The sequence below is a fragment of the Citrobacter sp. genome, from assembly GCF_050252275.1.
Classification (GTDB): Bacteria; Pseudomonadota; Gammaproteobacteria; order Enterobacterales; family Enterobacteriaceae; genus Citrobacter_A; species Citrobacter_A amalonaticus.
This window is the reverse complement of record NZ_JBFWLF010000112.1, coordinates 1-13157: the sequence shown is the minus strand read 5'-3', so window position 1 is coordinate 13157 and position 13157 is coordinate 1. Positions and strand designations below refer to the sequence as shown.

Annotated in this window: 12 protein-coding genes; 9 read left to right on the top strand and 3 right to left on the bottom strand. The window is 55.1% G+C overall.

Annotated features, from left to right (window positions below; all coding sequences use genetic code 11):
- From ispG to AB7E14_RS11415, 6 genes are all read left to right on the top strand, one after another.
- Window positions 1-958: flavodoxin-dependent (E)-4-hydroxy-3-methylbut-2-enyl-diphosphate synthase (gene ispG / locus AB7E14_RS11440; RefSeq protein WP_428169531.1), on the top strand; the 958-nt coding region annotated here is incomplete at its 5' end.
- Window positions 959-1068: 110 nt separating this feature from the next.
- Window positions 1069-2343, top strand: a complete 1275-nt coding sequence (hisS, locus tag AB7E14_RS11435) for a histidine--tRNA ligase (protein ID WP_316962737.1) — start codon at window positions 1069-1071, stop codon at window positions 2341-2343.
- A gap of 13 nt (window positions 2344-2356) precedes the next feature.
- Entirely contained in the window at window positions 2357-2977 is a 621-nt protein-coding gene (locus AB7E14_RS11430; RefSeq protein ID WP_316962736.1) for a YfgM family protein, read from the top strand.
- Between the two features lie 10 nt (window positions 2978-2987).
- Entirely contained in the window at window positions 2988-4166 is a 1179-nt protein-coding gene (gene bamB / locus AB7E14_RS11425; RefSeq protein WP_042999835.1) for an outer membrane protein assembly factor BamB, read from the top strand.
- Window positions 4167-4284: 118 nt separating this feature from the next.
- On the top strand, window positions 4285-5757 hold the full coding sequence (gene der / locus AB7E14_RS11420) for a ribosome biogenesis GTPase Der (protein WP_042999836.1): 1473 nt from the start codon (window positions 4285-4287) through the stop codon (window positions 5755-5757).
- A 58-nt stretch (window positions 5758-5815) separates the two neighbouring features.
- Entirely contained in the window at window positions 5816-6037 is a 222-nt protein-coding gene (locus AB7E14_RS11415; protein ID WP_042999837.1) for a zinc ribbon domain-containing protein, read from the top strand.
- Here the strand turns inward: AB7E14_RS11415 and AB7E14_RS11410 are convergent.
- Together AB7E14_RS11410 and AB7E14_RS11405 are read right to left on the bottom strand one after the other, a co-directional pair.
- Window positions 6034-6384, bottom strand: a complete 351-nt coding sequence (locus AB7E14_RS11410) for a protealysin inhibitor emfourin (RefSeq protein ID WP_042999838.1) — start codon at window positions 6382-6384, stop codon at window positions 6034-6036. The genes AB7E14_RS11415 and AB7E14_RS11410 overlap by 4 nt on opposite strands.
- Window positions 6385-7404, bottom strand: coding sequence for a M4 family metallopeptidase (locus tag AB7E14_RS11405; protein WP_316962735.1), 1020 nt, complete (start codon window positions 7402-7404; stop codon window positions 6385-6387).
- A 159-nt stretch (window positions 7405-7563) separates the two neighbouring features.
- Here AB7E14_RS11405 and AB7E14_RS11400 point away from each other — a divergent pair, with 159 nt between their 5' ends.
- Window positions 7564-8697, top strand: a complete 1134-nt coding sequence (locus AB7E14_RS11400; protein WP_316962734.1) for an MFS transporter — start codon at window positions 7564-7566, stop codon at window positions 8695-8697.
- Between the two features lie 7 nt (window positions 8698-8704).
- Here the strand turns inward: AB7E14_RS11400 and xseA are convergent, their stop codons facing one another.
- Window positions 8705-10075, bottom strand: coding sequence for an exodeoxyribonuclease VII large subunit (gene xseA / locus AB7E14_RS11395; protein WP_102947992.1), 1371 nt, complete (start codon window positions 10073-10075; stop codon window positions 8705-8707).
- Between the two features lie 161 nt (window positions 10076-10236).
- Between xseA and guaB the strand changes: the two genes are divergently transcribed.
- Together guaB and guaA are read left to right on the top strand one after the other, a co-directional pair.
- Complete coding sequence (gene guaB, locus AB7E14_RS11390) at window positions 10237-11703, top strand: IMP dehydrogenase (protein WP_042999842.1); 1467 nt, start codon at window positions 10237-10239, stop codon at window positions 11701-11703.
- Between the two features lie 67 nt (window positions 11704-11770).
- Window positions 11771-13157 (top strand): glutamine-hydrolyzing GMP synthase (guaA, locus tag AB7E14_RS11385; RefSeq protein ID WP_428169530.1); only part of this gene is annotated, 1387 nt, incomplete at its 3' end.

The following is a 13157-nucleotide window of genomic DNA, read 5'->3' as shown; positions in this document are numbered from 1 at the left end:
TGGCGCTGACATTGTTCGTGTCTCCGTACCCACGATGGATGCCGCAGAAGCCTTCAAACTGATCAAGCAACAGGTTTCTGTTCCGCTGGTCGCCGACATTCACTTCGACTACCGTATTGCGCTCAAAGTGGCGGAATACGGCGTTGACTGCCTGCGTATTAATCCAGGCAACATCGGCAATGAAGAGCGTATCCGCATGGTGGTGGATTGCGCGCGCGACAAGAATATCCCGATTCGTATCGGAGTTAACGCCGGATCGCTGGAAAAAGATCTACAGGAAAAGTACGGCGAACCCACGCCGCAGGCTTTGCTGGAATCAGCAATGCGCCATGTGGATCATCTCGATCGTCTGAACTTTGATCAGTTCAAGGTCAGCGTAAAAGCGTCTGATGTTTTCCTCGCCGTTGAATCCTATCGCCTGCTGGCGAAGCAAATCGATCAACCACTGCATTTAGGGATCACCGAAGCCGGTGGTGCGCGCAGTGGTGCGGTGAAATCGGCAATCGGTCTTGGCCTGCTGCTGTCCGAAGGGATTGGCGATACGCTGCGCGTTTCGCTGGCTGCCGATCCGGTGGAAGAGATTAAGGTTGGCTTCGATATCCTGAAGTCTCTGCGCATTCGTGCTCGCGGGATAAACTTCATCGCCTGTCCGACCTGCTCGCGTCAGGAGTTTGACGTGATCGGCACGGTCAACGCCCTGGAGCAGCGTCTGGAAGACATCATTACGCCGATGGACGTTTCCATCATTGGCTGTGTCGTTAACGGACCGGGTGAAGCACTGGTTTCGACGCTGGGCGTGACGGGTGGTAACAAAAAAAGCGGCCTCTATGAAGACGGCGTGCGAAAAGATCGTCTGGATAACAGCGATATGATTGACCAGCTTGAAGCCCGTATCCGCGCCAAAGCGACGATGCTCGACGAAGCGCAGCGGATTAACGTGCAGCAGGTTGAAAAATAATAACGTGATGGGAAGCGGCGTGCTTCCCGTGTATGATTGAACCCGCATGGCTCCCGTATCGCTCGGGGAAGCGCTGAGGGTTCATTTTTATATTCAGAAAGAGAATAAACGTGGCAAAAAACATTCAAGCCATTCGCGGCATGAACGATTATCTGCCTGGCGAGACCGCCATCTGGCAGCGCATTGAAGGCACACTCAAAAACGTGCTCGGCAGCTACGGTTACAGTGAAATCCGCTTGCCGATTGTAGAGCAGACCCCGTTATTCAAACGCGCGATCGGCGAAGTGACCGACGTGGTTGAAAAAGAGATGTACACCTTTGAGGACCGCAATGGCGATAGCCTGACGCTGCGTCCGGAAGGCACGGCGGGCTGTGTACGCGCCGGCATCGAGCATGGTCTCCTGTACAATCAGGAACAGCGCCTGTGGTACATCGGGCCGATGTTCCGCCACGAGCGTCCGCAGAAAGGGCGCTATCGTCAGTTTCATCAGTTGGGTGTCGAAGCCTTTGGTCTGCAAGGGCCGGATATTGATGCTGAACTGATTATGCTTACCGCGCGCTGGTGGCGTGCGCTGGGTATCGCTGAACATGTCAATCTTGAGCTGAACTCCATCGGATCGCTGGACGCGCGTGCAAACTACCGCGATGCGCTGGTGGCATTCCTGGAGCAGCACGTTGAGAAACTGGACGAAGACTGCAAACGTCGCATGTACTCCAACCCGCTGCGCGTGCTGGATTCAAAAAATCCGGACGTACAGGCGCTGCTCAACGATGCTCCTCAGCTTGGCGACTATCTGGATGACGATTCCCGCGAACACTTTGCTGGCCTGTGCAAACTGCTGGAAGCCGCAGGGATTGCCTACACTGTCAACCAGCGTCTGGTTCGTGGCCTCGACTACTACAACCGCACCGTGTTTGAGTGGGTCACCAGCAGCCTGGGCTCACAGGGCACCGTCTGTGCGGGCGGTCGTTATGACGGACTGGTTGAGCAACTCGGCGGTCGCGCGACGCCGGGAGTGGGCTTTGCAATGGGCCTGGAACGCCTTGTTTTACTGGTTCAGGCAGTTAATCCGGAATTTAAAGCCGATTCTGTTGTCGATATATACCTGGTCGCTTCAGGTGCGGATACGCAGTCTGCGGCAATGACACTGGCTGAGCGCGTGCGTGATGAAATCCCGGGCGTGAAGCTAATGACAAACCACGGCGGCGGCAACTTTAAGAAACAGTTTGCCCGAGCTGATAAATGGGGTGCCCGCGTTGCACTGGTGCTTGGCGAGTCCGAAGTGGCTACCGGTACTGTTGTAGTGAAGGATTTGCGCTCCGGTGAGCAAACTGAAGTTGCACAGGATAGCGTTGCAACGCATTTGCGCACGTTAATGGCTTAAGGAGAAGGACTGCGTGGAAATTTACGAGAACGAAAACGATCAGGTTGAGGCGATTAAACGCTTCTTTGCCGAGAACGGCAAAGCCCTGGCTGTTGGGGTTATTTTAGGCGTTGGTGCGCTGGTAGGCTGGCGCTACTGGAACAATCATCAGATTGAGTCCGCACGCTCTGCTTCTCTGTCATATCAAACCGTGGTGAGTTCGCTCAGCGCGGGTAAAGCGGAAGACCTGTCAGCCGCAGAGAAATTTGCTGCCGACAATAAGAACACCTACGGCGCGTTAGCGTCGATGGAACTGGCGCAGCAGTTTGTCGATCAGAATCAACTTGAGAAGGCCGCAGCCCAGCTTCAGCAGGGACTGGCCGCCACGATTGATGAGAATCTTAACGCAGTGATCACGCTGCGTCTTGCTCGCGTTCAGATTCAACTCAAGCAGGCGGATACGGCGCTGAAAACCCTGGATAGCGTCAAGGGTGAAGGATGGGCGGCGATTGTTGCCGATCTGCGCGGCGAAGCGCTGCTGAGCAAAGGTGATAAACAAGGTGCGCGTAGTGCGTGGGAAGCGGGCGTGAAAAGTAACGCCTCCCCGGCACTGAGCGAAATGATGCAGATGAAAATCAATAATTTGTCCATCTGAGAGGGACCCGATGCAATTGCGTAAATTACTTCTGCCAGGGCTGCTTTCCGTTACCCTGTTGAGCGGCTGTTCACTGTTTAGTGGCGAAGAAGACGTTGTTAAAATGTCCCCATTACCGGTGGTTGAAAATCAGTTTACCCCGTCTACGGCCTGGAGCACGTCTGTAGGTAATGGTATCGGCGATTTCTATTCCAACCTCCACCCGGCGTATGCCGATAACGTGGTCTACGCAGCCGATCGCGCTGGCGTGGTGAAAGCGTTAAATGCTGATGACGGCAAAGAAGTCTGGTCGGTGAACCTGGGTGAGAAAGATGGCTGGTTCTCGCGTTCGTCAGCCCAGTTGTCTGGCGGCGTAACGGTTGCAGGCGGTCACGTCTATATCGGCAGCGAAAAAGCGCAGGTTTATGCGCTGAACGCAGCGGACGGTACGGTTGCGTGGCAAACCAAAGTGGCGGGCGAAGCGCTTTCCCGTCCGGTAGTCAGTGACGGCATGGTGCTGATTCATACCAGCAACGGTCAGTTGCAGGCACTGAACGAAGCCGATGGCGCCATTAAGTGGACCGTGAACCTGGATATGCCTTCGCTGTCACTGCGTGGCGAATCTGCGCCGGCAACCGCCTTTGGTGCGGCCATTGTCGGTGGCGATAACGGCCGCGTGAGCGCCGTACTGATGCAGCAAGGCCAGATGATTTGGCAGCAGCGTATTTCTCAGGCGACCGGTTCTACAGAGATTGACCGTCTGAGCGATGTGGACACCACCCCGGTCATCGTCAATGGCGTCGTTTACGCCCTGGCTTATAATGGTAACCTGACCGCGCTGGATCTGCGCAGTGGTCAGATCATGTGGAAACGTGAACTGGGCTCGGTGAATGACTTTATCGTCGACGGCAACCGTATCTATCTGGTGGATCAGAATGACCGCGTACTGGCGTTGACGACCGATGGCGGCGTTACGCTGTGGACGCAAAGCGATCTGCTGCACCGTCTGCTGACTTCCCCGGCGTTGTATAATGGCAACCTGGTGGTGGGTGACAGCGAAGGGTATCTGCACTGGCTTAACGTCGAAGATGGCCGTTTTGTGGCTCAGCAGAAAGTAGACAGCTCCGGCTTCCTGACTGAACCGGTCTCTGCCGACGGCAAACTGCTGATCCAGGCCAAAGACGGTACTGTGTATTCCATTACACGTTAATCGTCCTGGTCGTACGCTTTAAAAAACGGCTCCTGGTGCAGGGGCCGTTTTCCTGTTTTTAACAACGGCGCAAAAATCGCGTCTGTTGTCTGATGATTTTTAAAATGAGGCTTTAAACATGGTACCTGTGGTCGCGCTTGTCGGGCGCCCTAACGTCGGAAAATCCACGTTATTTAACCGTCTAACTCGCACCCGAGATGCGCTGGTGGCGGATTTCCCGGGTCTGACTCGTGACCGTAAGTACGGTCGTGCGGAGATTGAAGGCCGTGAGTTTATCTGCATCGATACCGGCGGGATTGATGGCACCGAAGATGGCGTAGAAACCCGTATGGCGGAACAGTCGCTACTGGCAATTGAAGAGGCGGATGTGGTGCTGTTCATGGTGGATGCGCGCGCTGGCCTGATGCCTGCCGATGAAGCGATCGCCCAGCATTTACGCTCTCGTGAAAAACCGACGTTCCTGGTCGCCAACAAAACGGACGGACTCGATCCGGATCAGGCTATCGTTGATTTCTACTCGCTGGGCCTGGGTGAAATCCATCCGATCGCTGCGTCTCATGGCCGTGGCGTGCTCAGTCTGCTGGAACACGTTCTGCTGCCGTGGATGGACGATGCCGCGCCGCAGGAAGAGGTGGACGAAGACGCCGAATACTGGGCACAGTTTGAAGCTGACGAGAACGGTGAAGAAGAGCCTGAAGATGACTTCAATCCGCAGGATCTGCCGATTAAGCTGGCGATTGTCGGTCGTCCGAACGTCGGTAAGTCCACACTGACTAACCGTATTCTGGGTGAAGACCGCGTGGTCGTTTATGATATGCCGGGCACCACGCGTGACAGTATTTATATCCCGATGGAACGTGATGAGCGCGAATACGTGCTGATCGATACCGCCGGGGTACGTAAACGCGGGAAAATCACCGATGCGGTAGAAAAATTCTCCGTTATCAAGACGTTGCAGGCGATAGAGGACGCTAACGTGGTGTTGCTGGTGATTGATGCCCGCGAAGGTATCTCTGACCAGGATTTGTCGCTGCTGGGCTTTATCCTCAATAGTGGGCGCTCACTTGTCATCGTAGTGAACAAGTGGGACGGCCTGACGCAGGAAGTGAAAGAGCAGGTGAAAGAGACGCTGGACTTCCGTCTGGGCTTTATCGATTTTGCGCGTGTGCATTTTATCTCTGCGTTGCATGGCAGCGGTGTCGGCAACCTGTTTGAATCCGTCCGCGAAGCCTATGACAGCTCCACCCGTCGCGTTAGCACGGCGATGCTGACCCGAATCATGACGATGGCGGTTGAAGATCATCAGCCACCGCTGGTCCGTGGTCGTCGCGTGAAACTGAAATATGCTCATGCCGGAGGCTATAACCCGCCGATTGTGGTGATTCACGGTAACCAGGTCAAAGATCTGCCGGATTCCTATAAGCGCTACTTGATGAACTACTTCCGTAAATCGCTGGAAGTGATGGGGACGCCGATCCGTATTCAGTTTAAAGAGGGCGAGAACCCGTATGCCAACAAGCGCAATACGCTGACCCCGACCCAGATGCGCAAACGTAAACGTCTGATTAAGCACATCAAAAAAAGCAAATAATTCATTACGCCCTCTCCCGACGGGGAGGGCGCCATCAACAGGAATATGAGGAGGAAGTGTGGAACTCATTTGTCCCGTTTGTCAGCATCCGCTCGATCGTCATGGCGATAACGCACATTGTGAAACCTGTCAGACAGACTTTAGCGTAGAAGCGCGTTGCCCGGACTGCCATCAGCCGCTCCAGGTCTTGAAAGCCTGCGGCGCAGTCGATTATTTCTGTCACAACGGTCACGGGCTGATTTCGAAAAAACGCGTTGAGTTTGTGCTGTCGCAGGATTAATCGCAGATACAGGCTTCGCCCTTCTGCCAAAGATCGACCAGTGAGGCTGGCGCATCGTTTTCCGGTACCAGTACGATGATGTCGGTAACGCCTGCCTGATTATGCTGTGTCCAGATGATCTGTATGCGAAAGTAGCGCTGGTCGCCGCGACCCGGCGATCCCGTCTGTCCCGGAGGCATACCGACGGTCAGGCTCTGCCGGAGAATGTCGGCCACGCGCTGACGCTGAACAGTCGATAAGGTCGACAGCGCAATTTTGCGCTGCCGGGCCAGTTTGGGCATAAACGCGACGCCACCTTCCCGGGCCAGTTCTACCACGGCGTCATCGGTTAATTCTGGGATCTCCATTCACATCACTCCTGTGGCTTTCCAGGCCGCTTCTATCGCCTTCGCCGTTTCCGCGCCGCTGCGCTTGTCGCCGTGATAAACGGTTAAGCGGGCAAAATCAATGAAGTCTGCATCCTGCGCCAGTTGTCGATCGCAAACCGTATCATACCAGGCATAACCTGCTTTTTCCCATGCGTAGCCGCCGAGCGCGGTGGCTGCCAGATAAAACGCCCGGTTCGGGATGCCAGAGTTAAGATGAACACCGCCATTGTCTTCGCGTGTCTTAATAAAGTCCCGCATATGCGCAGGTTGTGGATCTTTCCCGAGCAACGGGTCGTCATAGGCTGTGCCCGGCGCTGACATGGAGCGCAATCCCTTGCCATTAATGCCGTCCGCCAGCAATCCTTGCCCGATAAGCCAGTCAGCCTGATCGGCGGTTTGTTTGAGATGATACTGTTTAACCAACGCACCAAATACATCGGAAACCGATTCGTTGAGCGCCCCGGCCTGTTCAAAGTAAATCAACCCTGCTTCTGATTCGGTGATCCCGTGTGCCAGCTCATGAGCCACGACATCAATGGCAATCGTAAATCGATTAAATATCTCACCATCGCCGTCGCCAAAGACCATCTGCTGACCGTTCCAGAACGCATTCTGGTATTCATGCCCGTAATGCACGGTCCCGGTGAGAATTAAGCCTTTGTTATCCAGCGAGTCGCGGTGCCAGTTTTTCCAGAAAAAGTCATGCGTGACACCGAGGTAATCATAGGCTTCGTCCACTGCAACATCCCCGTTTGAGGGATGGCCTTCATAGCGCACCTGCGTGCCGGGTAATTCCTGCCTGTTTTTCGCATCGTAGATATCACGTTCAAGTTGACCGGGTTGATTCACATGCGGCGCCGCTGGTTTTCCGGGCATGTGCGCCATCAGGGTTTGTACGTGAGTCAGCGTCTGGCGTGCGCACTGTTGCTGCATCGCCGAACCGCTTTCAATAATGCGTCGCAGGATATAGGGCGGGATCACACTGTAAGCATGGGACATAAGGCTCTCCTGAGTCTGGCAATGCCGAAAAAGTAAGCATGTTAAGTGTAAATCATAGAAGCAAACCTGCAGGAAAGTCGGACAAATCAGCGCTGCTGAAAGTGGCGCAACTGACTATCAGGGTTTACGTTTTTAACGACGCATAAGGTGAGGGGAACAATGAATAAACATGTCGCGCTGGGGATGACGGGTTTCTCACTGATTGCTGTGACTTACGGAATGGCGCGATTTTCATGGGGAATCATGCTGCCTGATATCCGTCAGGCGATTCCCTTCACGCCAGAAGTTGCCGGGATAATTGCGGCCTGCAGCTATGTTGCCTACTGTTTATCCGTTTTTTTGGCCTCCTTTCTGACGGATCGCTTTGGTCCACGACTCCCGGCCGTTCTGGCGGGGATCACCGCTGCAATTGGATTAGTTATCCTGGCGTTGGCGTATTCCCCCCTTATTCTGGCGACAGGTCTTTTTATCGCCGGGCTCAGCTCCGGGCTGGCCTCACCGTCCCTTGCCGCAGCGGTGAGTAAGCGAATCTCTGCGGAACGGCAAACCCAGGTAAATACCCTTATCAACGCCGGAACGAGTGGGGGGATCATCCTGTCGGTTCTGGTGTTACGGGTTATGTCGGGCAACTGGCGCCTGGCATGCATCGTCTTTGCAGTCATGGCGCTACTCTGTCTGTTTGCCGCACTGCGTACGTTGCCTGGGGAACACGCGGAACAGCTCCGAGCGCCGCCGCGCTGGCGCGTTGTCCTTGCGAAATCGGGGATGTTTCGCCTGCTGGTGATAGCCTTTGTTAGCGGTGTCGCCAGTGCGGCATGGTGGAGTTTTGGCCCCGAATTGCTGCAGCGCCATACCGGGCTGGACAGTGCCATCACCCATATGCTGTGGCTGGTCAGCGGTGGTGCAGGAATTGCCGCTGTATTTACCGGAAGTGCGGCAAAGCGTATCGGTATGCGCGGGGTTTACTGTTGCTCGCTGCTGTTTATGGCGGTTTCGCTAGTGTCCCTGGCGCTAAGCCACGGTTTCGCCTGGTGGCTGTTTCCGGTGGCGGCGTTAAACGGGGCGGGATATGTCATTTTATCCGGTGTGCTGTTGGTGCGGGGCGCCGCGCTGGCGGAGCCTTCACCGGCGGCGGGCGTCAGTCTGGCTTTCCTGATGCTGGCCGTTGGGCAAATTGTTGGCTCAGTGGCATTTGGTCAGCTTTATGGCGCGATTAGCGCGGCGGGGGCACTGGTTGTTTTTTCTGGGCTGTCGGGGGCATTGCTGTTCATTTCACCTGAAGGCGAACGCTAGCCTGATGTCAGGCTTTTTTTCGCGCGCGTTTTTTCACCGGCGTTATGCTTTTGACTTCACTTTCTACCCAGCCGTCTTCCAGCCGGGTCGTCATCACATCACCGGCTTTCACTTGTGTCACTTTTTTCAGCACTTTGCCGTCGGTGGCCGTAGAGACGCTGTAACCACGCGCCAGGGTCGAGAGTGGGCTGACCGCTTCCAGGTGGGTAACTGCGTTGCCAAAGCGTTCCCGCGTGGCGCTCAGACGGGAACGTACATTCTCCGCCAGACGATATTCCAGTTGCTGAATGCGGGTTTGCGCACGATGAATGCGTGGCTGCGGATTTTGCTGGTTCAGGCGTTGCAGCAGACGGGATTGCCGCTGGCTGGTGCGCTTCAACTGGCCGTCGATGGCCACGTTCATACGCTGATTCAACCTCTCCAGTGCCGTCTGCTGACGAGCGAGACGCAACTGCGGATGTTGCTGTTGCAGGCGATGATAAATCTGAGTGAATCGACGACTGCGGTTCGCCAGAAAGTAATCCATCGCCATGCCGAGACGCTGCTGTGCAGACAGGATCTGACGCAGCAACTCCTGCTGATTGCGACTGACCATTTCAGCGGCGGCCGAAGGCGTCGGCGCACGCAGGTCGGCAATAAAATCGGCAATGGTGACGTCCGTTTCGTGGCCGACGGCGCTGACTACCGGAATCGCGCTGGCAAAAATAGCCCGTGCGACACGCTCGTCGTTAAAGCTCCATAAATCTTCCAGCGAACCGCCGCCGCGACCGACGATCAGGACATCACACTCCTGGCGCGCATTCGCCAGTTCGATTGCACGGACAATCTGCCCCGGTGCGTCGTCACCCTGGACGGCGGTCGGATAGATGATAACCGGTAAAGAGGGATCGCGACGTTTCAGAACATGGAGAATATCGTGCAGTGCGGCCCCGGTTTTCGAGGTAATCACCCCCACGCAGTGGGCGGGAGAGGGAAGTGACTGCTTATGCTGCTGATCAAAAAGCCCTTCAGCCTGCAGTTTAGCTTTTAACTGTTCATACTTTTGCTGGAGCAGACCTTCACCGGCAGGCTGCATGCTTTCGACGATAATCTGATAGTCGCCGCGCGGCTCGTACAGGGTGATATTGGCGCGAACCAAAACCTGCTGGCCGTGCTGGGGGCGAAAGGTCACCCGACGATTGCTGTTGCGGAACATGGCACAGCGAACCTGTGCCGAGTCATCTTTTAGCGTGAAGTACCAGTGCCCCGATGACGGCTGCGAGAAATTGGAAATCTCGCCGCTGATCCAGACCTGCCCCATCTCCTGTTCTAACAGCAGACGAACCGTCTGATTAAGGCGGCTAACAGTAAAAATTGCGGAGGTCTGAGAGGATAACATGTGAGCGGGATCAAATTCTAAATCAGCAGGTTATTCAATCGATAGTAACCCGCCTGAGCAGGAGCGCAAGCATTATTTGCAAAAAAGTGTGGATGCAACCGATTACGCTCTGTATAATGCCACGGCAATATTTATCCACCCCCAGGTTAGAGATATTGCCCATGCTACGTATTGCTAAAGAAGCTTTGACGTTTGACGACGTCCTCCTCGTTCCCGCTCATTCCACCGTTCTGCCGAATACTGCTGACCTCAGCACGCAGTTGACGAAAACGATTCGTCTGAACATTCCTATGCTCTCCGCAGCGATGGATACCGTGACTGAAGCGCGCCTCGCGATTGCACTGGCACAGGAAGGTGGCATTGGTTTTATCCACAAAAACATGTCGATTGAGCGTCAGGCAGAAGAAGTCCGCCGCGTGAAAAAACATGAATCTGGCGTAGTAACTGACCCGCAAACCGTTCTGCCGACGACTACCCTGCGTGAAGTGAAAGAACTGACTGAACGCAATGGCTTTGCAGGTTATCCTGTCGTGACCGAAGACAATGAGCTGGTTGGGATCATCACCGGTCGTGACGTGCGTTTTGTCACCGATCTGAGCCAACCGGTCAGCGTTTACATGACGCCGAAAGAGCGTCTGGTCACCGTTCGCGAAGGCGAAGCGCGTGACGTCGTGCTGGCAAAAATGCACGAGAAACGCGTTGAGAAAGCGCTGGTTGTTGATGACAGTTTCCATCTGCTTGGCATGATCACCGTAAAAGATTTCCAGAAAGCTGAACGTAAGCCGAACTCCTGTAAAGATGAGCATGGCCGTCTGCGCGTTGGCGCTGCGGTTGGCGCAGGCGCTGGCAACGAAGAGCGTGTTGATGCGCTGGTCGCGGCAGGTGTTGACGTGCTGCTGATTGATTCTTCTCACGGCCATTCTGAAGGTGTTTTACAGCGCATTCGTGAAACCCGTGCGAAATACCCGGATCTGCAAATCATTGGCGGTAACGTGGCGACCGGCGCGGGGGCTCGTGCCCTGGCGGAAGCGGGCGTGAGCGCGGTGAAAGTGGGTATTGGCCCTGGTTCCATCTGTACCACTCGTATCGTGACTGGCGTGGGTGTTCCGCAGATCACCGCAGTGTCTGATGCTGTTGAAGCGCTGGAAGGGATGGGGATTCCCGTTATCGCTGACGGCGGTATCCGTTTCTCTGGCGATATCGCCAAAGCTATCGCGGCTGGCGCAAGTGCGGTGATGGTGGGTTCCATGCTGGCGGGCACGGAAGAATCCCCGGGTGAAATCGAACTTTACCAGGGCCGTTCCTACAAATCCTACCGCGGCATGGGCTCTCTGGGCGCAATGTCCAAAGGTTCTTCTGACCGTTACTTCCAGAGCGATAACGCCGCAGACAAACTGGTGCCGGAAGGTATCGAAGGTCGCGTTGCCTATAAAGGCCGCCTGAAAGAGATCATTCACCAGCAGATGGGCGGCCTGCGCTCCTGTATGGGGCTGACCGGCTGTGGTACTATCGACGAATTGCGTACTAAAGCGGAATTCGTACGTATCAGTGGTGCGGGTATTCAGGAAAGCCACGTTCACGACGTGACCATCACCAAAGAGTCCCCGAATTACCGTATGGGCTCCTGATAAGTTTCCGCGCCCGGTTTTAACCGGGCGTTTTGTTATTGTTTCACTTGCCTCGGAATTAGCGTCAATGACAGACAATATTCACAAGCATCGCATTCTCATCCTTGATTTCGGATCGCAGTACACACAGCTGGTTGCACGTCGCGTACGTGAACTGGGTGTTTACTGTGAACTGTGGGCGTGGGATGTAACTGAAGCACAGATTCGCGAGTTTAATCCTAGCGGTATCATTCTTTCCGGTGGCCCGGAAAGCACCACGGAAGACAACAGCCCACGTGCACCGCAATACGTTTTCGAAGCCGGCGTTCCGGTCTTCGGCGTGTGCTACGGCATGCAGACGATGGCGATGCAGTTGGGCGGTCATGTTGAAGGGTCGACTGAGCGTGAATTCGGCTACGCGCAGGTTGAAGTTGTAACCGACAGCGCGCTGGTTCGCGGTATTGAAGACTCCCTGACCGCTGATGGCAAACCGCTGTTGGATGTGTGGATGAGCCACGGCGATAAAGTGACGGCAATCCCGTCCGACTTCGTCACCGTTGCCAGCACCGAAAGCTGCCCGTTTGCCATTATGGCGAACGAAGAAAAACGCTTCTACGGCGTTCAGTTCCACCCGGAAGTGACCCATACCCGTCAGGGGATGCGTATGCTGGAGCGTTTTGTCCGCGATATCTGCCAGTGTGAAGCGTTGTGGACGCCGGCAAAAATCATCGACGACGCCGTTGAGCGTATCCGCCAGCAGGTTGGCGATGACAAAGTGATCCTCGGCCTTTCCGGTGGCGTGGACTCTTCCGTCACGGCGATGCTGCTGCACCGTGCGATCGGTAAAAACCTGACCTGTGTCTTCGTCGATAATGGTCTGCTGCGTCTGAATGAAGCCGGGCAGGTGATGGATATGTTCGGTGATCATTTTGGTCTGAACATTGTGCATGTTCCGGCTGAAGATCGTTTCCTGACCGCGCTGAAAGGCGAGAACGATCCAGAAGCGAAACGTAAGATCATTGGCCGCGTCTTTGTTGAAGTCTTCGACGAAGAAGCGCTGAAGCTGGAAGATGTGAAATGGCTGGCGCAGGGCACCATCTATCCTGACGTTATCGAATCTGCCGCTTCTGCGACCGGTAAAGCGCACGTCATCAAATCTCACCACAACGTAGGCGGTCTGCCAAAAGAGATGAAGATGGGTCTGGTTGAGCCGCTGAAAGAGCTGTTCAAAGACGAAGTGCGTAAAATTGGTCTGGAACTGGGCCTGCCGTACGATATGCTCTACCGTCACCCGTTCCCGGGACCAGGTCTGGGCGTGCGCGTGCTGGGTGAAGTGAAGAAAGAGTACTGCGACCTGCTGCGTCGTGCGGACGCTATCTTCATTGAAGAACTGCACAAAGCCGACCTGTACAACAAAGTGAGTCAGGCGTTCACCGTGTTCCTGCCGGTTCGCTCTGTTGGCGTGATGGGCGATG

What these genes read in the sequence shown, in the direction of transcription:
- AB7E14_RS11410 (WP_042999838.1), bottom strand. Translation starts at nt 6,384, where the DNA reads ATGGAGATCCCAGAATTAACCGATGACGCCGTGGTAGAACTGGCCCGG.
- guaB (WP_042999842.1), top strand. Translation starts at nt 10,237, where the DNA reads ATGCTACGTATTGCTAAAGAAGCTTTGACGTTTGACGACGTCCTCCTC.
- bamB (WP_042999835.1), top strand. Translation starts at nt 2,988, where the DNA reads ATGCAATTGCGTAAATTACTTCTGCCAGGGCTGCTTTCCGTTACCCTG.
- xseA (WP_102947992.1), bottom strand. Translation starts at nt 10,075, where the DNA reads ATGTTATCCTCTCAGACCTCCGCAATTTTTACTGTTAGCCGCCTTAAT.
- der (WP_042999836.1), top strand. Translation starts at nt 4,285, where the DNA reads ATGGTACCTGTGGTCGCGCTTGTCGGGCGCCCTAACGTCGGAAAATCC.
- AB7E14_RS11405 (WP_316962735.1), bottom strand. Translation starts at nt 7,404, where the DNA reads ATGTCCCATGCTTACAGTGTGATCCCGCCCTATATCCTGCGACGCATT.
- AB7E14_RS11400 (WP_316962734.1), top strand. Translation starts at nt 7,564, where the DNA reads ATGAATAAACATGTCGCGCTGGGGATGACGGGTTTCTCACTGATTGCT.